This window comes from Sorangium sp. So ce394 (assembly GCF_051474665.1).
Lineage (GTDB): Bacteria > Myxococcota_A > Polyangia > Polyangiales > Polyangiaceae > Sorangium > Sorangium cellulosum_D.
Map to the genome: position 1 here is coordinate 12,312,359 of NZ_CP150339.1, position 18,967 is coordinate 12,331,325.

Annotated in this window: 16 protein-coding genes; 6 read left to right on the forward strand and 10 right to left on the reverse strand. The window is 74.2% G+C overall.

Annotation, left to right across the window (positions count from 1 at the left end):
* Window positions 1-20: 20 nt before the first annotated feature.
* The 6 genes from WMF33_RS45505 to WMF33_RS45530 all read right to left on the reverse strand — a co-directional run bounded on the left by WMF33_RS45505 (window position 21) and on the right by WMF33_RS45530 (window position 7,825).
* A complete protein-coding gene (locus WMF33_RS45505) occupies window positions 21-1,262 on the reverse strand; it encodes a CinA family nicotinamide mononucleotide deamidase-related protein (protein ID WP_437334421.1) in 1,242 nt (413 codons plus the stop codon).
* Between the two features lie 238 nt (window positions 1,263-1,500).
* Window positions 1,501-2,400 carry a formylglycine-generating enzyme family protein gene (locus WMF33_RS45510; RefSeq protein WP_437334422.1) on the reverse strand — a complete coding sequence of 300 codons (900 nt, stop codon included), beginning with the start codon at window positions 2,398-2,400 and terminating at the stop codon, window positions 1,501-1,503.
* A gap of 1 nt (window position 2,401) precedes the next feature.
* Window positions 2,402-4,036, reverse strand: coding sequence for a carboxypeptidase-like regulatory domain-containing protein (locus tag WMF33_RS45515; RefSeq protein ID WP_437334423.1), 1,635 nt, complete (start codon window positions 4,034-4,036; stop codon window positions 2,402-2,404).
* Window positions 4,036-4,968, reverse strand: a complete 933-nt coding sequence (locus WMF33_RS45520) for a hypothetical protein (protein ID WP_437334424.1) — start codon at window positions 4,966-4,968, stop codon at window positions 4,036-4,038. Before WMF33_RS45520 ends, WMF33_RS45515 begins: the two co-directional genes overlap by 1 nt.
* Window positions 4,968-5,534 carry a cytochrome c-type biogenesis protein gene (locus WMF33_RS45525; protein ID WP_437334425.1) on the reverse strand — a complete coding sequence of 189 codons (567 nt, stop codon included), beginning with the start codon at window positions 5,532-5,534 and terminating at the stop codon, window positions 4,968-4,970. Before WMF33_RS45525 ends, WMF33_RS45520 begins: the two co-directional genes overlap by 1 nt.
* The gene (locus WMF33_RS45530; protein WP_437334426.1) at window positions 5,531-7,825 is read right to left on the reverse strand and encodes a heme lyase CcmF/NrfE family subunit; all 2,295 of its coding nucleotides are present in this window, start codon (window positions 7,823-7,825) and stop codon (window positions 5,531-5,533) included. The genes WMF33_RS45525 and WMF33_RS45530 overlap by 4 nt, the downstream gene beginning before the upstream one ends.
* A gap of 418 nt (window positions 7,826-8,243) precedes the next feature.
* Between WMF33_RS45530 and WMF33_RS45535 the strand changes: the two genes are divergently transcribed.
* Window positions 8,244-9,506: a LeuA family protein gene (locus WMF33_RS45535; RefSeq protein ID WP_437334427.1), complete on the forward strand. Its 1,263-nt coding sequence runs from the start codon at window positions 8,244-8,246 to the stop codon at window positions 9,504-9,506.
* 111 nt (window positions 9,507-9,617) lie between these two features.
* Complete coding sequence (locus tag WMF33_RS45540; protein ID WP_437334428.1) at window positions 9,618-12,593, forward strand: carboxypeptidase regulatory-like domain-containing protein; 2,976 nt, start codon at window positions 9,618-9,620, stop codon at window positions 12,591-12,593.
* A 40-nt stretch (window positions 12,594-12,633) separates the two neighbouring features.
* Here WMF33_RS45540 and WMF33_RS45545 read toward each other — a convergent pair whose 3' ends face one another.
* Complete coding sequence (locus tag WMF33_RS45545) at window positions 12,634-13,026, reverse strand: hypothetical protein (protein WP_437334429.1); 393 nt, start codon at window positions 13,024-13,026, stop codon at window positions 12,634-12,636.
* A gap of 217 nt (window positions 13,027-13,243) precedes the next feature.
* Between WMF33_RS45545 and WMF33_RS45550 the strand changes: the two genes are divergently transcribed.
* Complete coding sequence (locus WMF33_RS45550) at window positions 13,244-13,999, forward strand: HAD family hydrolase (protein ID WP_061623680.1); 756 nt, start codon at window positions 13,244-13,246, stop codon at window positions 13,997-13,999.
* Window positions 13,996-15,300: a hypothetical protein gene (locus WMF33_RS45555; protein ID WP_437334430.1), complete on the forward strand. Its 1,305-nt coding sequence runs from the start codon at window positions 13,996-13,998 to the stop codon at window positions 15,298-15,300. The genes WMF33_RS45550 and WMF33_RS45555 overlap by 4 nt, the downstream gene beginning before the upstream one ends.
* A gap of 43 nt (window positions 15,301-15,343) precedes the next feature.
* Here the strand turns inward: WMF33_RS45555 and WMF33_RS45560 are convergent, their stop codons facing one another.
* Complete coding sequence (locus tag WMF33_RS45560) at window positions 15,344-15,790, reverse strand: acyl-CoA thioesterase (protein WP_061623678.1); 447 nt, start codon at window positions 15,788-15,790, stop codon at window positions 15,344-15,346.
* Between the two features lie 155 nt (window positions 15,791-15,945).
* Here WMF33_RS45560 and hpt point away from each other — a divergent pair, with 155 nt between their 5' ends.
* Both hpt and WMF33_RS45570 read left to right on the forward strand, forming a co-directional pair.
* Complete coding sequence (gene hpt, locus WMF33_RS45565; protein ID WP_061622783.1) at window positions 15,946-16,467, forward strand: hypoxanthine phosphoribosyltransferase; 522 nt, start codon at window positions 15,946-15,948, stop codon at window positions 16,465-16,467.
* Window positions 16,464-16,787 (forward strand): tetratricopeptide repeat protein, encoded by a 324-nt coding sequence (locus tag WMF33_RS45570; RefSeq protein WP_061622784.1) that lies wholly within the window; start codon window positions 16,464-16,466, stop codon window positions 16,785-16,787. Before hpt ends, WMF33_RS45570 begins: the two co-directional genes overlap by 4 nt.
* A 39-nt stretch (window positions 16,788-16,826) precedes the next feature.
* Here WMF33_RS45570 and WMF33_RS45575 read toward each other — a convergent pair whose 3' ends face one another.
* Both WMF33_RS45575 and WMF33_RS45580 read right to left on the reverse strand, forming a co-directional pair.
* On the reverse strand, window positions 16,827-18,218 hold the full coding sequence (locus WMF33_RS45575) for a replication-associated recombination protein A (protein WP_437334431.1): 1,392 nt from the start codon (window positions 18,216-18,218) through the stop codon (window positions 16,827-16,829).
* Window positions 18,215-18,862 carry a TlpA family protein disulfide reductase gene (locus WMF33_RS45580; RefSeq protein WP_437334432.1) on the reverse strand — a complete coding sequence of 216 codons (648 nt, stop codon included), beginning with the start codon at window positions 18,860-18,862 and terminating at the stop codon, window positions 18,215-18,217. The genes WMF33_RS45575 and WMF33_RS45580 overlap by 4 nt, the downstream gene beginning before the upstream one ends.
* Between the last annotated feature and the right edge of the window lie 105 nt (window positions 18,863-18,967).

Sequence of the window (18,967 nt, forward strand, 5' to 3'; positions counted from 1 at the left end):
CTCGTCAGCCCGCGCCCGCGTCAGCGCTCGGGGAGGTTGCCGGCGATGCGGCGGAGGAGGTCCAGGACGGCGTAGGCGGCGCCGAGCTGGACCTCCTCGCGATCCCCCGAGAACACGCGGTCGCGCACGACGAGGCCGCCAGGGTGCGACACGGCCCAGTAGCAGAGGCCGACCGGCTTGGTCGCCGTGCCGCCCGTCGGGCCGGCGATGCCGGTGACCGAGATGGCGACGTCGACCTCGCAGAGGCGGCGGACGCCCTGGGCCATCTCGGCGGCGACCTCGGCCGACACCGCGCCGTGGCCGCGCAGGGTGTCCTCCGCGACGCCGAGCAGCCGCGTCTTGGCGCTGTTCGCGTAGGTGACCGCGGCGCCGACCAGGTAGTCGCTCGCCGGGTAGCTGGTGAGCAGGTGGGAGATCAGCCCGCCGGTGCACGACTCTGACACGGCGAGCCGCCAGCCCCGGGCGCGCACGGAGCGCCCGACCATCTCCGGGAAGGCGTCGTCCCCCTCCCCGTACACGGCCGTGCCGAGCCGCTCGCGGACGTCGGCCGTCGCCTTCAAGGCCAGCTCGTGCGCCATCGACTGCGTGGCGGCGCGGGCGTGGACCTTCACGTCCACCTCCGGGTAGTGGACGCGGTAGCCGAGCGTGATGCCGGGATAGGCCTCCTCCACGCCCTTCAGGAGCTCGCCCGCCGTGGACTCGGGCAGGCCGTAGGTGCGGAGGCGGACCTGGAAGGTGTTGTTCGGAGCCGCCGGCCGCACGCGCGGCAAGACCTGCTCGGTGAACATGGCCTTCATCTCCCGCGGCACGCCCGGGAGGAAGAAGACCGTGGACTCGCCGAGGTGGATCCCGAAGCCAGGCGCGGTGCCAGAGGGGTTCGGCAGGATCTCCGACCCGGCGGGGACCTCGGCCTGCTTCTCGTGGCCCGCGTTCATCGTCTTGCCGCGGCTCTCGACGCGGCGGCGGATGGCGAGCAGCGTGCTCTCGTCGCGCACGAGGTCGGTGCCCGTCGCGCGCGCGGCGGCGAGCGCGGTGAGGTCGTCGGTCGTCGGGCCCAGGCCGCCGGTGGCGATCACCAGCCGGTGCGCGCTCGCGAGCTTCTGGACGGCGGCGACGATGCGATCCACGTCGTCGTCGACGGTGAGGGACTCGCTGACCGTGAAGCCCGCTGCGGTGAGCTCGGCAGCGAGCCAGGCCGCGTTGGTGTTGAGGATCTCGCCCCGGGTGAGCTCGGTCCCGATCGAGAGAAGCGCGACAGTCATTGGGAAGGGGGACTGTAACCCAATCCGGAGCCGACGGAGCGCGTTTCCGGACGGTTTTGCGGTCGTTTGGGCGCGGTTGTTGTCGTTCGCATGCCATCCCTCCTCCCTCCGCTAGCTCCCCCTCTCCGCTAGCTCCCCCTCTCCGCTAGCTCCCCTCTCCGCTAGCTCCCCCTCTCCCCTCTTCTCCCCCTCCCTCTCCCCTCCCCTCCGACGCCGCCGTGAGCGGCGCGGCGCGCGCTCACGGCGGATAGGCGCACCGGAATCCGAGATCGGGCGAACGGGTGGATACAGGGACGAGCCGCCGATTCCAGGTGCGTAGCGCCGAGGCCGCCTCGTCGGCCCACGATCCGCCGTGAGTTCCCGACATCCCGTCGTCGGGTCGATCGGGCGCCGCCCACTCGGCGACATTGCCGGCCAGGTCGAACACGCGCCCGCCCGCGTGCACGGCGGCGCCGTCAGGGCGCGAGCCCGCGAGCTCAGCGCCCGTCGCGCCCCATCCGCACGGCCCCGCGCGCAGGCCGAAGGCGACGCGACGGCAGACCGCGCCGGTGTCCCCCCACGGGTACCGCCGGCTCGACGGGCCCGCCGCGGCGAAGGCCAGCTGGTTGCGCGAGGGGAGCAAACCGCCCGCGAAGGCGCAATACCGGGCGGACTCTTCCAGCGTGACGCCCGTCACCGGGACGCCGGGCTCGCCGCGCAGCGGCAGCGCCGCGCAGGCGCCGGCCGCGACGCAGGCCGCGTAGCGCTGCTCGGTGACCTCGAACGCGTCGAGCGAGAACGCCGGGACGAACACCTCGCGCGCCTCGACGACGCCCTGCGCCTCCCAGTCGCTCGGCCCGAGCCGCAGCGTCCCGGCGGCGACGCGCACGGTCGCGCCCGGCGCGACGCAGCCGGCGAGGGTCGCCGAGAGGCCCGCGCCGCATCGGCTCGGCGCGCCGGCGCAGCGGCCGGCGTCGTCGAGGCGCTGGCCTTCGCCGCAACATCGCGGGCCGAGCGCGACCATCCCCGGCGCGCAGCGCGCCGGCGGCCCGGCCCGGTGGCGAGCGAGCGCCGTGATGCCGACGATCAGGAGGGCCGCGCCCGCGGACAGGCTGGCCTTCCAGCCGAGCCTCCGTCCGGCGCTCGGCGTTGCCCCCACCTCAGGGCGGCGGCGATGCGGCAGCGTCCGCCTTCCGCCGCGCGCCGGACGGCTCCCGCGCGCCGGCGGTCTTCCCGCGCGCCGGCGTGGCCTCGATCATGCTCACGATGCGCGCGAGCGCGTCGAGGAGCGCCGTCCGGACCCGGTCGTACGTCTTCGGGCCGACGTCGCCCCGCTTCCGCGCGCGCTCGAGCTCGACGAACTCGTCGAGCAGCGCGTCGCGCGCCTCGAGCAGCTCTCGCCGCTCCTCCTCGTCGGGCCCGCGATCGTCCTCGCGCCGGCGGACGAAGTTCAGCGCGGCCCCGCCGATCACGGCCGCGCCGGCGAGGACGAGCGCGACCCAGCGGCCCACGCCGGGCGTCGGCAGCCCGCCCAGCGTGATCTCGATGGTCCTCAGCCCGCCCTCCGCGCGGTTGCCCGCCTTCTCGGTGATCAGGATCTTCTTGCCGTCCCGGTTCTGGGTGCGCTGCGCCGCCGGGAAGCCGGCGACGTTCAGCGTCATGGACTTCGACGCCTCGGCCATCACCCGCAGCTGGGCCATGCGCGGCGGCAGCTCGATGCGGATCGTCTGGCGCTCGTCCTGGTTGAGCGGGACCTGCCAGCGGAACTGCCCCTCGTGCCGGCCGGGACTCACGGTGCCGCGCAGCGCGACGCCGGTGCCCTTCACCTCCTCGAAGCGCATCTCGTCCATGCCCTCGCTCTTGTTGAACGCCTTGTAGTCCGGCGGGAGGGCGAACGTCTCGTTGGGGAGCCAGGCGACGCGTCCGAGGTTGTAGACCTGGAACAGCTGCTCGACCGAGATCGAGTCCTGCCGGAGCTGGAGGTAGATGATGCCCTGCGACCCGACCAGCAGGCCGTTCACGTCCGCCGTGGCCTCGTAGACGTGGAGCACGGCGCGCTTTCCGGCCTCGGCGCTGAGCCCGAAATGCGGGAGCGAGAACGTCCCGCCGTTGCGCGTGACCGAGATGCCGTAGCTCGTGCCGCCGCCGATCGTGAGGTTCTCGAGCCGGACGATGCCCGCGTCGTCGGTCTCCCGCGTCACGCGCTCGCGCGATTCGCCCTTCGTCACCGAGCTCTGCAGGATGTCGACGTCGACGGCGACGCGAGGGATGGGCTGCCCGTTCGCGTCCTGCACCGTGAGCGCGATGGCGCCGGGCGGAAGGCCGGCATCTTCCTGGACGGTGTCGTCGGGCGCCTCGAACAGGCCGGTCAGCTCCTCGGCGGCGCGCCGGGATGCGGCGCCTCCCGCGGGCGGCTTGCCCACGGGAGGGTGGCCGGAAGGCAGCTCCTGCCCGACCTCGGGATGACCCGGCGGGAGGGCGCCAGCGGCGTCGGGCGCGCCCGCGTCCGCCGCAGCCGCCGAGGCCGCAGCGGGGCTCGCGCTGCCGGCAGCAGCGGCGGCGGCCGGCGGCTTCGCCGCGCTCGGCGCCGCCGTCTTCGCGTCCTGCTTCGGCGCCGCGGGCTGCGCGGGAGCCGCCTTGGGGGCCGCGGGCTGCGCCGGGGCAGCCGGCTGCGCCGGGGTCGCGGCGGCCGCCGCGGGCTGCGCCGCGGCCGCGGGCTGCGCCTGCGCCGTCGGTGCCGCGGTCATGCTCAGCGAGGCGATCGCGGCCAGCGCGGTGTACCTGGACCAGCGCATCACGACGCCCTCCTGCTGTCGTTCTCGTCGACGCCGGCCGCGGCCTCCTCCGCCGCAGCCTGCTCGGCCACAGGCGCGCCGGGCGCGCACTTCGTCCCGCACTTCTTGCAAAACACCGCGTCCTCGTCGTTCAGCGTGCCGCAGGCCGCGCACGCGAGCGCCGGCGCAGCCGCGCCCTCCGCCGTCGCCTCGGCCTCGTCGCGCTCGCCCTCCGCCGGCTCCGGAGCGCGCTCCTGCTCCGGCGGCTTGGCCCTGGCGCGCCTCCGCTTCGCCGGCCTCGCCTCCGAGGCGGTGCCCTCGCCCGCGGCGGCGCCCTCGCCCGCGGCGGCGCCCTCGCCCGCGGCGGCGCCCTCGCCCGCGGCGGCGCCCTCGGCGCCCTCGCCCTGCTCCGGCGCCTCCACGCCGCCGTCGTCCTGGAGCCCGGCGCGCCGGAGGTGCCTCGCCACGAGCGCGGCGACCTGCTCGCGCCGCGGCTGCGCGTCGGCGTCCAGCACGCGGAGCAGCCGCTTCGCCTCGGCGCGGTACTTCGCGACGAGATCGGCGTAGTCCTCGTCGCTGATCTTGCCGACGCTCCGCTCGAACTCCAGGTCCTTGAGCGCGCGCAGGACGGCCTGCTTCTGCTCCTCCTCGGCGCGCGGCGCGCCGATCGCGTACGCGTCGGCGCCGCTCAGCGGGGTCTCCCCGAGCAGCACGCGGAGGCTCGCCCAGAAGATGGCGATCACCGCGACGAGCGCGCCGCCCGCGAGCACGAGGATCGCCGCGGGCGGCCCCGCGACGAGCCCCGCGACGCCGGCGCCCGCGAGCGCCGCGAGCGGCACCCCGAAGCGAGCGTAGTGCACGATCTGCCGCTCGAGCGGCGAGCCAGAGCCCCGGCTCACGGCCTCGTGGGCCGTGGCCGAGGCGGCGCTTTTGGCGGAGGTTTCGGCGCTCATCAACGGTCTTCGCGGTCGAGGTGCTTGAGCTCCTCGTCGAGCTTGTCGTCGTAATCGTCGCGCCCGCCGGGGACAACGCCCTTCGGGGAGCGCTCGACGGCGGCGCGCGCCTCGTCGCTGCGCCGCTTCCATCGGCGCAGCGTGACGATGACGATGCCGGCGCCGGCCATGATGGCGGCGAGCGGGAAGAGGTAGAGCAGCCGCTGGCTGCCCTTGTTCGGCGGCACGGCCAGCGCCTCCGCGCCGAAGCGCTCGGCGTAGGCGGCCTGGATGGCCTCGATCGACAGCCCCGACGCGAGCGCCTCGCGGAGCTGGTCGCGGCGCTCGTGCGCGGTGCCGCAGGTGCACGTCCCGAGGGTCTCGCGCGGGCAGCCGCACGTGCAGATCAGGCTCCAGAAGAGCTTACGCTCGGTCTCGTTCTGGATGCCGACGGTGCCCGAGCGCTGCATCCCCTCCCCGAGCTGCTGGCCGTGGGCGAACTCCGGCGAGCGCAGCAGGACGACGAGGGCGATGAGGCCCGCGGCGAGGAGGGTGATCCCGTGGATGAGGTGTCGTGTGCGGCTCATTCGAAGGCTGGCTGCCTCGGCTCGGCAGGGGTCGGGAGCATTGCACCGATCGCGGGCGCCCGCCCGGGATCAACCGACGCGCCGGACGCGGGGGCGCCGGCCTCGCCGTCCGCGCCCCCCGGCGCGCTCAGGATCGGCGGCCCGAGCCGCTCCTGGATGGGGTGCCCGTAGGCCTGCGACGGGCCGCCGGCGAGCAGGAAGGCGAACACGACCGACGCCGTGACCGACCCCGCCGCCCGGACATAGCCGAACGCGCCGGCCTCCTCGAGGGCGATGTCGGGCCACATCGCGATGAGCGCCCCGAGGACGAGGATCCCCGCGCCGAACCACATGAACGAGATCAGGTTGTTCACGTGCATCTGGAAGGAGGCGACCTTCGTCTGCGGGTTCGCCATCCCGATGATCACGTAGAGGTCGTTCTTGAGCGTGATGTGGCGGGCGACCTCGGTCGACGGCGCCTCCGGGGTGGCCTTGTAGATGTACTTCGCCGGGCTGATCCGGCCGACCGGCGCGCCGTGGCGCTCGACGTCGAGGTCGGCGAAGACCATCCGCTTCTCGCTGTCGACCTCCATGCGCGGGCCGGCGTAGACGAGGCGGTACTCCTCGATCTGCACGGCCTCGCCCGGGCGGAGGCTGATCTCCTTGTCGACGCCCCACGCGCGGCCGGCGAACCCGACGAACATCACCGCGATGCCGACGTGCACGATGTAGCCGCCGTAGCGGCGCCGCGACCTGGCGACCAGGTTGTAGAAGGAAGCGAAGAACGACTCGCCCCCGCGCTTCTGCCGCGCCGCGATGCCGCGGGCGAACTCCTGGATGACGACGGCGATGTTGAACGCGGCGATCGCGACCGTGAAGAACGGGTAGGTCGACGCGAGCTTCGCGAGCGCGTCGCCGAGCTGGCCGGGGTAGATCGGGTCGACGGCGACGAACGGGGCGAAGCCGACCTTCTTGCCGAGCCCGAGGTGGAGCGCCGCGGTGACGGCCGTGGCCAGCACCGGCCAGCGGAAGCTCCTCCGGAACAGCTCCGGCGACGTCTTCCGCCACCCGAGCAGCGGCGCGACGCCCATCAGGAAGAAGACCACGAGCGCGACCGGCGGCAGCCACATGTTGTAGAACGTGGGCCCCAGCGTCGACTTCTGATCGAGCAGCCACTCGCTGATGCGCGGCCACACGGTCGCGACCGCGATGAAGATCATGATGCTGAAGAGGCCCCAGTTGTTGAAGAGGAACGCGGCCTCGCGCGACAGGAGCGACTCGAACTGACCGTCGCTGCGCAGCCGCGGCAGGCGGTAGACGATGAGCGCGGTGCACGTCGCCAGGATCACGGCCATGAAGCCGACGAACCAGATGCCGATGCCGGACTGGGCAAAGGAGTGCACGCTCGCGATGAGGCCCGACCGCGTGAGCCAGGTGCCGAAGATGGTCAGGAAGAACGTCCCGCAGATGAGCGAGACGTTCCACACCTTCAGCATGCCGCGGCGCTCCTGGATCATCGTCGAGTGCACGTAGGCGCTCGCCGTGAGCCACGGCAGGAACGCGGCGTTCTCGACCGGATCCCACGCCCACGGGCCGCCCCAGCCGAGCTCCTCGTACGCCCAGAGCATCCCGAGCACGTTGCCGATCGAGAGGAACAGCCAGGAGAAGAGCATCCACTTCCGCGTCGCGACGATCCACTCGCTGTCGAGCCGGCCCGTGGCGAGCGCGGCGATCGCGAAGGCGAACGGGACCGCCGCGCTCGTGAAGCCGACGTAGAGGCTCGGCGGGTGGATGATCATGTAGAAGTTGCGCAGCTGGTAGTTCAGCCCGTTGCCGTCGAGCGGGGCGCCCGCGACGCTCGTGCGGAACGGGTTCACCGCGAAGATCATCAGCGCCGCGAAGAAGATGAGGACGCTCATCAGGGTCGCGATGACGTACGGCTGGAGCTCCAGGTACCGGCGCCGCAGCCAGTAGACGCAGCCGCCGGAGAACACCGCGGTCAGGAACATCCACCAGAGCAGCGAGCCGTCCTGCCCGCCCCAGAGCGCCGCGATGAGGTACGGCGTGGTCATCGACCGGTCGCTGTACTGGGCGACGTAGGCGATGCGGAAATCGTGGCTGACGAAGGCGTACGCCAGCACCAGCACGCCGAGCCCGACCAGCGCGATGGTGCCGTACGCGCCGAGCCGCGCCGCCTGGAGCAGCCGCGGCCGCCCGCGCGCCGACGCGAGCGCCACCGCGAAGGTGTACGCCGCGGTGACCAGAATGGCGTAGAGGACGCCGGTCCCGAACTCAGGAAGAGATTGCCACATCGTCGTGGCCGCAAGCTTAGGCTTGCCCGGCGCGCGGGGCCAGCGCACCGCGCCCGCCGATTCGGCCATCGCTGCCGCGGAACCACGCCGCGGCGCGCGGCCGCGGCGCGCGCGGCGCTCGCGGCCGCCTGCCCCGTCCTCGGCCCGGCGCTTTTTCTGGCGGGGCTGCACCCTGCCCCGCCGACCCCGGTCCGCGCTCGTCGACGCCGACCCCCCGCGCGCTCGCCGCCGACGCCCACGCGCACGCCGCCGGCCCGCGCTCGGTCCCTCCCGGCGTGACCCCGATGTGACGGAGCATGCATTACGGCGTCACCGCCGTCGTCGCTCGCGCCTTCGCCTGCGCCGTGCGTCATGTCGAGCGCTCCGGAAGAGCTTCGTTTCAGCCTCGGCGTTGAGAACCGCGCACTATACTCCGAGCATGGCGATCGCTGCCGACGCTGGCCGCCCGACCGATCTCATCTACGACTGGAACGAGGTGGGCCGCGTCGGGCGGGTCATCCCGAAGGAGATCGGCTTCTTCGACGAGACCCTGCGCGACGGCCTGCAGAACCCCTCCGTCGCCGACCCGAACATCGAGAGCAAGCTCAAGCTGCTCCACCTCATGGCCAAGGTCGGCATTCACGTCGCCGATATCGGCCTGCCCGGCAGCTCGCAGCGGGCCTTCGAGGACGTGCTCCGGATGTGCAAGGAGGTGGCGGACAACCGCCTGCCGCTCCGCGTCGCCTGCGCAGGCCGCACGGTCGTCTCGGACATCACGCCGATGATCGAGATCTCCCAGCGCGCGGGGATCCCGGTCGAGATCTACGCCTTCATCGGCTCGAGCCCGATCCGCCAGCTCGCGGAGGCGTGGGACGTCGACCTCATCGCCCAGCGCAGCGCCGCCGCGATCGACGCGGGCGTGAAGGCCGGGCTACCGGTCGCCTACGTCACGGAAGACACGACGCGCTCGCGCCCCGAGGTGCTGGCGACGCTCTTCAAGGTCGCCATCGACCACGGCGCGTCCCGGCTGTGCCTGTGCGACACCGTGGGGCACGCGACGCCCGACGGGGTGCGCAACCTCATCAACTTCACGCGCGCCATCGTCGCGGGGGCCGGGGCGTCGGTCGGCATCGACTGGCACGGCCACAACGACCGCGGGCTCGCGCTCGAGAACGCGATCTGGGCGCTCCAGTTCGGCGCGGACCGGGTGCACGGCACCGCCCTCGGCATCGGCGAGCGCGTCGGCAACGCCGCCATGGAGCTCATCCTGCTCAACATGAAGCTCCTCGGCCTCCTCGAGCACCAGGACCTCACCCACCTCCTCGAGTACTGCACGACGGCCGCGCAGGCGGTCGGTTGGGAGGTCCCCATCAATTATCCCCTGGTCGGACGCGACGCCTTCCGCACGGCCACCGGCGTGCACGCGGCCGCCATCATCAAGGCCGAGGCGAAGGGCGACGCCTGGATGGCCGACCGGATCTACTCCGGCGTCCCCGCCGGCATGTTCGGCCGCAAGCAGGAGATCTGCGTGGGCTACATGTCCGGCGCCTCCAACGTGAACTACTGGCTCAGGCAGCGGAAGATCGAGCCCTCGAAGGAGCTCGTCGACGCCATCCTCGCCAAGGCCAAGGCCACCGACCACATCCTCGGCGAGGAGGAGATCCTGGCCGTCATCGAGCAGCACCACGGTCATCAGGCCTGACCCCGCGGCGCCGGCCGGGGCCCTTCCCCGCCGGCCGGGCCAGACCCCACCGGCCGGGAACGGCCCCCGGGCGTTCGGCGTTTCGGCGGATCCGGAGTAGAGATCCACGCCGTGGCCGAGCAGGACAAGCAACCCGCAGCGGAAGCCGACCGGCCCGAGCGCCGGTCGCGGCTCGATACCGTCCTGGCCGCGATCGCCGCGCTGGTCTGCTTCCTCGCCGCGACCACGCTGCGCGATCTGGGCCCGCGGTTCCTGCCGCAGGCGCCGATCCCCGCGCCGCCGGTGCCCGCCTGGGTCGAAGGGCGCGCGGCCGATCTCACCGCCACCGTGCGCGACGAGCAGGGGCGCCCGCTCCCGGACGCGACGGTGCGCGTCTTCGCGCTGCGCGAGGACCGCGCCTACTTCGCCGGCGAGCAGAGGACCGATCCGGCCGGCGAGGCGCGCTTCGCCGGCCTACCGTCCGGGGAGACGTGGGTCCTCGCGTACGGCGCGGAGCGGGCCCGCGCCTCGGCGCGCCTCGCCCTCGAGCCGGGCCCCCGCGCCGTCGACCTCGTGCTGCGGCCCGCGAAGGTGCTGGACGTGCAGGTCGTCGACGAGGCCGAGCGCCCGATCGACGGCGCCGAGGTCACGGTCGCGACCGCCGATCCCCTCCCCTTCGTGGCGACGACCGCCGAGGGGGGGCGCGCGCGGTTCGAGCGGCTCGGCGCGGCGCCCTACGTCGTCCGCGCGTCGGCGCTCGGCTTCGAGGACACCGTGCGGACGGGCGTCGTGCCGGGGCCGGCGCCGCTCCGGCTCCGGATGGATCGGCTCGGCGCGCTCACGGTCCGCGTGGTGGACGCGGCGGGGCAGCCCGTCGACGGCGCGACCGTGCTCGCCGCCGGCACCGGCCTGTGGCCGGCGCGCAGCACGACCACCGACGCGACCGGCGCCGCGCGGATCGCCGGGCTCCGCGACGGGGTGTACGACCTCAAGGCGCGGCGCGGCGCCGCCGTGAGCGCGACCGCGCTCGCCGTGCCCGTGAAGCGCGGCGAGGGCAAGGAGGTGAAGCTCGTCCTCGGGCCCGGCCGCCACGTGCGGGTCCTCGTGACCGACGGCGACGGCGAGGCCGCGCCGGGCGTGAAGGGCGCGAACGTCGTGCTCGTCGAGCAGGGGCTGTCGGCGTTCCCGCTGCACGGGCGCACGGGCGACGACGGGTCCGTGACGCTCGGGCCGATCGCGCCGGGCTACGCGAGCGCCTCGGCCCTGGCGGCCGGCTTCGTGCCGAGGAACGCGGTGCAGGTCGAGGCCGACGCCTCCGAGGTCCGCATCCCGCTGCTCCGCGGCGGCGCGCTCGTGGGCGAGGTCGTCGACGATCGCGGCTACCCGGTCCCGGGCGCGACCATCGAGATCATCGGGGCCGACGCCGAGGGGATGCCCATCGACGAGACCACCGCGATGTCCGAGTTCAGGGACGAGCACTTCGAGCGCGCCCTGCCCGGCCCGGCGCCGCTGATCCCGGCGGGAGAGCTCGGGGTGATGCCCGGCCCCATCCCGGACCTGCCGCGCGGCGACGCGATCCTCCCGGTCGCCGCGGCGCGGTCGGGCGACCCGTGGGTCACGCGCGCCGACGGCACCTTCCGGGCCGAGCCCGTCACCCCGGGGCGCGTCCACGCGATCGTCCGGCACCCGGAGTACGTGGAGACGCCCAGCGAGGTCGTGACGCTGCCGCCGGGCGGCGAGGCCCACGTGCGCGTGGTGATGCGCCAGGGCGGCCTGCTCGAGGGCCGCGTCCTCGAGGAGGACCGCAGGCCGGTCGCCGGCGCGCGCGTCGAGCTGGCCGCGACCGCGGGCTCGCTCGAGCGGGTGACGTACTCCGCCGACGACGGCACGTTCGCGTTCGCCGCGGTCCCCGACGAGGTGCTCGTCTCGGTGTCCCGGCCCGAGTCGCCCGGGGACGTCGTGGCGCGCCTCGTCGTCGCGGTCCCGGAGCGCGATCGCAAGGAGATCGAGGTCGTCCTCCCGAAGGTGCGCGAGGCCGTGGCCATCCGCGTCACCGACGATCGCGGCTACCCGCTCGACCGCACCGAGGTGCGCGTCCTCTCGCTCGACGTCGCCGTCCCGCTCCGGAAGACGCTCTTCACGGACGACGGCGGCGACGCGCTGCTGCCCGACGCCGCCGGCCTCCCGCTCCGGATCAGCCTCGTGCGCTCCGGCAGGGCCCCGCGCGTCGAGCAGGTCGACGCCGCGCCGAAGGAGCTGCGGCTCGAGATGCGCGCCGCGCTCAAGGCCACCGGCACCGTGACCGGGCGCGGCGGGCGCGAGCGGCTCGAGGGCGCGCGGATCACCCTGTTCTCTCCGACCGGGCCGCGCCGCGCCACGAGCGACGCGGAGGGCGCCTTCACGCTCGGGGACCTCGCGCCGGGGCAGTTCCGCGTGACGGTGACCCGCGACGGGTTCGCGCCGGCCACGCTGCGGGTCACCCTCGCCGGCGACCCGGATCGCCCGGCGGACCTCGGGCGCATCGACCTGTTCGAGGCCGGAGAGGTCGCCGGCCAGGTCGTCGATCCGCGCGGGGATCCGGTCGCCGGGGTCCGCGTCGCGCGCGACCGCGTGCCGACGTACCTGCCGCTCGGCCCGCTGCCGCCGGGCGTCGTGCTCACCGACCGCGACGGGCGGTTCCAGCTCGGCGGCCTGCCCGAGGGCACGGCGGTGCTCGAGGCGTACAGCGCAGATCTCGGGCGCGCCGAGTCGCAGCCGGTGCAGGTGCGGGCCGGCAGGACGACCGAGCGGGTCCGGATCGCGCTGCCGGGCGACGGCGCGCGGCAGGACCCGAAGGGCGCCGGGAGCCTGGCGGTGACGCTCGGCGAGGAGCGCCGGACCGTGACCGTGGTGTCGGTGCCCCCGGCGAGCGAGGCGGAGGAGGCCGGCATCGAGCCTGGCGATCGGCTCCTGTCCGTGAACGGCGTCGAGGTGCGCTCCATCGAGGAGGCGCGGCGGCGGCTCACCGGGCCGCTGTCGGAGGACGTCGTGGTGCTGCTCGCGCGCGACGGCGAGCGCGGCGAGGCGCGGTGGCTCACGCGGGTGCGGCGGGAGCGGGTGCGGCGGTAGGCGGGCGGGAGCGCGGCGAGGCGGCGGGCGCCGCCCGATCTCAGTTCTTCGCCTTGGCCAGCACGATCGCGCGGCCGTCGCCGATCTCCCAGCGCAGCGTCTGATCCGTGGCGAAGCGGAACTGCGCCTCGTCGAGCCCGCCCTCGGGCCGGAGGAACGCGACGGTCACCTGTTCACCCTCGGCCTTGGTCACCTTGAAGGTGCCGCTGCGCGGCGTCTCCGCGGGCAGGGTGACCGTCACCTTGCTGCCGTTGAACTCGAGCGCCGTCCCCTTGACCCACCCGGTCGCCTTCGTGAGCTGCTCCACGGGCGCGTTCTCGATGGACTCGCCATACCAGCGCCCCTGAAGGCGATCGCGAGGGGTCTTCGAGCAGCCCGACACGGCGGTCAGCGCCATCGCCAGGGCCAGAGCGGTCATGATGCGGTTCTGCATGGGCCTTCCTTCGGGGACTCAAGCGCCCCCGGTGTGGAAAATCCTACGAAGAATGGAACGCCATGGTCAACAATGTGGGATGTTTCTGCACACTTACCGACTCGTGGGCCAAGGCCTCGGGGGTGGACACCGCGGCTTCTGGGGCGGGTGAGTTCGCGCTATAGGGTTCCGCCCGAGGAGCGGCGCGGAGGGCGCGCTCCCTCGCGGCGCGACCACCTTGAGCACGCTGTTCTACGAGAAGCGCCTCGTCCCTCTCGAGCGGACGCGGCTCCTGGACTCCATCGTCGCGCGGGCGGCCGACCGATCCGAGGGGCCGCCCGTGATCGTCTTCGATCTCGACGGCACCCTCATGGACAACCGGCCGCGGGTGGTCGCGATCCTCCACGAGCTCGCGGAGGAGTGGCGCCGCAAGCACCCGCACGTCGCCGCCCTCCTCGAGCGCGCGTCGCCCGAGGGCATCGTGTACGGGTTCCAGGACAACCTGCGCCGGCTCGGCGTCGACGACGAGTCGCTCCACCTGCACGCGTTCGAGTTCTGGAAGGCCCGCTTCTTCAACGATCCGCACATCCGGCACGACGTCGAGGTGCCCGGCGCGAGCCAGTACGCGCGCGAGTGCCATGCGGCGGGGGCGACGCTCGTGTACCTCACCGGGCGCGACCTCCCGAACATGGCGCTCGGCTCGTTCGCGAGCCTGCGCGACCTCGGCTTTCCCATCGGGGTCATCGGCACGGAGCTCGTCGTGAAGCCGCGGTTCGAGATGCCCGACACCGAGTTCAAGCGGAGCGTCGCCCCGCAGCTCTCGCGGCTCGGGCGCGTCATCGCGGCGTTCGACAACGAGGCGGCGAACTGCAACCTGCTCGTGGACTGCCACCCCCGCTGCACCGCGGTCTTCCTGGACACGCAGTGCGCGCCCGACCCGCCGCCGCTCGACCCGCGGGTGCAGGTGATCCACACCTTCGAGCGGGAGCCGTGATCCACGCGCGCATCGCCGCCATCGGCCTGCTGCTCGCCCCCGCCGGGTGCGAGCCGTCGCGCCAGCAGCCCGCCGACCTCGTGGAGGCCGGGGCGAGCCCGAACGCGAGGATCCTCCCCGCGCCGCTCGCGAACGAGGCGCCGGACCTGCTCGACGCGTCCACGGTCGAGGCCAGCGCGAAGCTCGCGTCCGACGACTACGGCCGGCCGATCATGTCCGAGGCGAGCCAGCAGTCGCCGCTGCCGCTCGCGCCGGCGACCCCCCTGCCCGACGACGCGCTCTCGGCCCGCGAGCTCTCCGGCGTCACGCTCGGGGCGGCCTTCCGCTGGCGCGACGTGCCGCAGCCCCCCAAGGCGCCCGAGGTGGCGGCCGCCGGGGTCCACGCGGCGCAGCGGCTCACCGACCTGTCGTGGAAGGTCGATCTCACGGAGACGGGCCGCATGCGGGTCCAGTTCACGTCGCGCGCGCTCCCGCTGCCGCCCGGCTCCGAGCTCCGCGCCCGCCTCGACGTCTACGGGGAGATCCTGCTCTGGCCGGCCTCGGCCCAGTACCGGGTCGTGCCGCCGGGCGCGCTCCGCACGCTGCTCGGCGAGCGGCGCGTCGATGTCACGCCGCTGTCGGCCGGCTCGGCGCGCCCGGTCGGCGAGGGCAAGCGGCTCGAGGTCGACGTCCGCAAGGTCGAGGTGCACGCGAGCCTCGGCGCGCTGTACCTGGAGCTCGGCAGGATGCCGGAGGCCGGCGACGGGGGGCCCCTGCTCTGCCGGGCGCTCCTGGAGATCCTCGGCGTCGATCCGAAGTCGCCCGAGTGCGTGGCCGGCGAGGTGCCGCTCTACGCGAGCTATGCCTGGCAGAGCGGCGGCGGCGTCGCGTTCGAGGTCACGTCGGCGGTCCGGCGCACCGACCTGCTCTCGACCGACCTGCTCATGCCGCCCCCGAGCGCGGCGTACACCGCCGCGGGGCTCCCGTCGGCGCAGGGCGGCGTCTTCCTGACGCGCGACGAGCTCGCGGCCATCCGGACCGACCCGCTCCCGCTGCCCGCGAGCGTCGACCCGGGCGCGCCCGGCGAGGGCTTCGTCGCGGTCAACCAGACCGACGCGCTGTACTACCTGCTCGTCGACGGCATCCCCGCGGTCGCGGTGCCTCCGATGAGCGAGCGCTACGTCGCCGGCCCCCAGCGCGGGCGTTACGTCGTCCAGTGGCGCACGTTCCTCGGCGAGAGCATCGACCCGCCGCAGACGGTCGAGATGCCGGCGCGCCTCGTGCGCAGCGGCGCCGACGCGGGCGCGGCGGGCGGCGACTGAGCGGGAGCGGCGGGCGGCGGCCGGCTGGGCGCGGCGGACGGCGCTAGCTGCCGGGCGTCGTCTCGGGGCTCGACAGGAGCCCGGCGATGTCGTCCGGGATCCGCGTCAGCGTGAGGTTCGAGCCGAGGCACGCGAGGAGGATGTCGCCGTCGCAGATCACGTCCTCGCCCCGGAGGATGCGGTAGCTGAAGCGCGCGGTCACCCGCTGGACCTCGCGGCAGGTCGTCTCGACCACGAGCTCGTCGCCGAAGCGCGCCGCCTTGCGGTACTTGATCCGCAGCTCCGCGACCGCGAGGTGGAGGTCGCGCCGCACCATCTCCTCGTAGGAGACCCCGCGGCGCTTCAGCCAGTCGATGCGGCCGGCCTCCAGGTAGACGACGTAGTTCGCGTGGTGGACGATGCCCATCAGATCCGTCTCGCAGAAGCGGACGGTCAGCGGGGTGCGCGAGGTGAGGTGCGGGGGCGCGTCGGGCGGAGGGAGGGGCTGCATCGCGAGCGGCGCGGAGACTAACCCACTTTCGACCCGGCGGGCGGGGCGGCCGCGCGACCTGGGATCCGCGCGTCCGGAGGCGGCCGGCGGCGCGCGGGGCGCGGGGGCGCGCCTCGGCGCTGGTGGCGGGGGCGCCGCGATGGTAGCGCGGCCCCATGGCGAATGTCCGGACGCTGCTGTCCGCCGAGCAGATCGGCGCCCGCGTGCGCGACCTCGGCGCGCAGATCACCAAGGACTACGCGGAGCGGCGGCTCGTGCTCGTCTCCGTGCTCAAGGGGAGCTTCGTCTTCACCGCTGACCTCGCGCGCCACATCGACCTGCCGGTGCGCATCGAGTTCCTCGGCGTGCGCAGCTACGGCGAGGGCACGGACTCGACCGGCGTCGTCCAGATCACGCAGGACCTGACGCGGCCGATCGAGGGCGAGGACATCCTCCTCGTCGAGGACATCGTCGACACGGGCCTCACGATCTCGCACCTGCTCCAGCTCTTCCGCACGAGGATGCCGAGCAGCGTGAAGGTCTGCGCGCTCCTGCACAAGCCGGCCCGCGCGCGGGTCGAGGTGCCGATCGACTACCTGGGCTTCACGATCGAGGACAAGTTCGTCGTCGGCTACGGGCTCGACTGGGCCGAGCGCTATCGGAACCTGCCGTTCATCGGCGTTGTGGAGGCGACGTGAGCAAGCGGCTGCTGATGCTCGAGAAGATGACCCGGGAAGGGTCGAAGGACCCGTTCCACTGGTACGCGCTCGCGCTGGAGTACTCCGGGCAGGGCCGCCACGACGACGCGCTCGCCACGTTCACCGCGCTCCGGGCGATCGACCCGAGCTACGTGCCGATGTACCTCATGTGCGGGACGATGCTGGTGAAGGCCGGCCGCCTCGACGAGGGGCGCGCCTGGCTCAGCGACGGCATCGGGGTCGCGCGCGGCAAGGGCGATCAGCACGCGCTGAGCGAGCTCCAGCAGGCGCTCGCCGGCGCGGGCGACGGCGACGCGTGACGCGGTGAAGGCGCCGGGCGCCGGGCCCGGCGCCGCGCCTCAGCCGCCCTCTCCCCCGCCCTCGCCGCGGATCCGGCGGAGGCGCTCGCCGATCGTCCGCTCGTAGCCGCGGTCCGTCGGCTCGTAGAACCGGCTTCCGACGAGCGGCTCCGGCAGGTAGGCCTCGCCCCGCGCGACGCCGCCAGGCTCGTCGTGCGCGTAGCGGTAGCCCTCGCCGTAGCCCTCGTCGCGCATCAGCCGCGTGACGGCGTTGCGCAGCGTGAGCGGGACCGGCAGCGCGCCGTGCTCGCGCACGGCCGCCTGCGCCGAGTGCCAGGCCGATTTGCACGCGTTCGATTTCGGGGCCGTGGCGAGGTACAGCGCCGCCTGCGTGAGCGGGTAGAGCCCCTCCGGCATGCCCATGCGCCGGAACGCGGCGTCCGCCGCGACGGCGACCTCCAGGGCGCGCGGGTCGGCGTTTCCGATGTCCTCGGAGGCGAAGATCATCATCCGGCGCAGCAGGAAGAGCGGGTCGTCGCCGGCCTCGACCATGCGCATCAGCCAGTAGACGGCGGCGTCGGGATCGGAGCCGCGCATCGACTTGATGAAGGCGCTGATGACGTTGTAGTGCTCCTCGCCGGCCTTGTCGTAGAGCAGCGTCTTGTGCTCGCTCGCGCCGGCGATGAGCTCGCGCGTGATGGTGGTCGCGCCCGCGCGCGCGGCCTCGTCCGCGGCGATCTCCAGCGTGGTGAGCGCCCTGCGGGCGTCGCCCTGCGCGAGCGCCGCGATCGCCGCGAGCGCGTCGTCGTCGGCCGAGACCGCGCCGGAGAGCCCGGCCGGCGACTCGAGCGCGCGGCGCAGGAGCTCGACGAGCTCCGCGGCGTCGAGGCCCTGGAGGCGGAAGACCTTGCACCGGGACAGGAGCGGCGCGTTCACCGCGAACGACGGGTTCTCGGTGGTCGCCCCGATGAGGGTGATCGTCCCGTCCTCGACGTGCGGGAGGAACGCGTCCTGCTGGGCCTTGTTGAAGCGGTGGATCTCGTCGACGAACAGGATGGTGCGCTTGCCCTCGTACGAGCGCGCGGCGCGCGCCTGGGCGAGGATCTCGCGGAGCTCCGGCACGCCGCCGAGCACGGCGTTGAAGGGGACGAAGCGGGCGTTGGTCGTGTGCGCGACGACGCGCGCCAGCGTCGTCTTGCCGGCGCCCGGCGGGCCCCAGAGGATCATCGAGGGGATCCGGTCGGCCGCGATGGCGCGCGCGAGCAGCTTGCCCTCGCCGAGGAGGTGGCCCTGGCCGATCATGTCCGCGAGCGAGCGCGGGCGCATGCGCTCGGCGAGGGGCACCGCGGCCCGGAGCTCCGGCTCGCGCTGCCGGGCGGCGTCGAAGAGCGTCGGCTCGTCGCCCGCGGGCCGCCGCCGCGCGCCGCCGCCGCCGCCGCGCGCGGCGCTCATTCGAAGACCGACCTCGCGCCGGCGGGGCGCTCCGAGAGCAGGACCTCCACGGCGCGGCGCGCGATCGCCGGATCGCGCCCGACCCACCGCACGGTGCCGGCGCCGTCGACGACGAACGTGAGGGGGACCTGCGCGACGCCGTAGGTCCCGGTGAGCCGCTGGCCGAGATCCGCGACGATGGGGAACGTCGCGCCGAGCTCGTACGCGGCGGCCTCGGCGGCGGCCTCCGAGTCGTCGACGTTCACGCCGATCACGGCCACCCCGTCCGCCTTGCGGTCGCGCCAGAGCTCGTCGAGCGCCGGCAGGGTCCGGCTGCACGACGCGCACCAGGACGCCCAGAAGTCGATCACGGTGACCCGCGTCCTCCGGGTGCCGGGCACGCCCACGGTGACCGCCGCCGTCGACTCCGCGTGGAACTCCGGCGCGGAGCTGCCCACGAGCGGGTGGCGCACCGAGGCGGGCATCGCGCCCGGCCCGCACCCGAGCGCGAGCGTCGCGCAGGCCGCGGCGCTCGCGAGGGCGCCGGCGCGGCCAGCCGAGCCGAGGCGCGCCAGGGCGGAGCGCGCGGACGCCGCGAGCGTCGCGCGGACGCCGCCGACGACGCTGACCGAGGAGGGCTTGTTCGCCGCCTTCGCCTGGAGCACGCGGGGAGTTTAACGTCCCGGCGCGCCATGTCCGAGGGGCGCAGGGCGAAAAAGAGCGCGCGGCCGGCGGAAGGAGCGGCCGCTGCGGTCGGCGCGGAGACCGGC

Bases quoted from the DNA above. Each gene is read 5' to 3' on its own strand.
- WMF33_RS45505 (WP_437334421.1), bottom strand. From the start codon at position 1,262: ATGACTGTCGCGCTTCTCTCGATCGGGACCGAGCTCACCCGGGGCGAG.
- WMF33_RS45515 (WP_437334423.1), bottom strand. From the start codon at position 4,036: ATGCGCTGGTCCAGGTACACCGCGCTGGCCGCGATCGCCTCGCTGAGC.
- WMF33_RS45520 (WP_437334424.1), bottom strand. From the start codon at position 4,968: ATGAGCGCCGAAACCTCCGCCAAAAGCGCCGCCTCGGCCACGGCCCAC.
- WMF33_RS45525 (WP_437334425.1), bottom strand. From the start codon at position 5,534: ATGAGCCGCACACGACACCTCATCCACGGGATCACCCTCCTCGCCGCG.
- WMF33_RS45530 (WP_437334426.1), bottom strand. From the start codon at position 7,825: ATGTGGCAATCTCTTCCTGAGTTCGGGACCGGCGTCCTCTACGCCATT.
- WMF33_RS45535 (WP_437334427.1), top strand. From the start codon at position 8,244: ATGGCGATCGCTGCCGACGCTGGCCGCCCGACCGATCTCATCTACGAC.
- WMF33_RS45545 (WP_437334429.1), bottom strand. From the start codon at position 13,026: ATGCAGAACCGCATCATGACCGCTCTGGCCCTGGCGATGGCGCTGACC.
- WMF33_RS45560 (WP_061623678.1), bottom strand. From the start codon at position 15,790: ATGCAGCCCCTCCCTCCGCCCGACGCGCCCCCGCACCTCACCTCGCGC.
- hpt (WP_061622783.1), top strand. From the start codon at position 15,946: ATGGCGAATGTCCGGACGCTGCTGTCCGCCGAGCAGATCGGCGCCCGC.
- WMF33_RS45575 (WP_437334431.1), bottom strand. From the start codon at position 18,218: ATGAGCGCCGCGCGCGGCGGCGGCGGCGGCGCGCGGCGGCGGCCCGCG.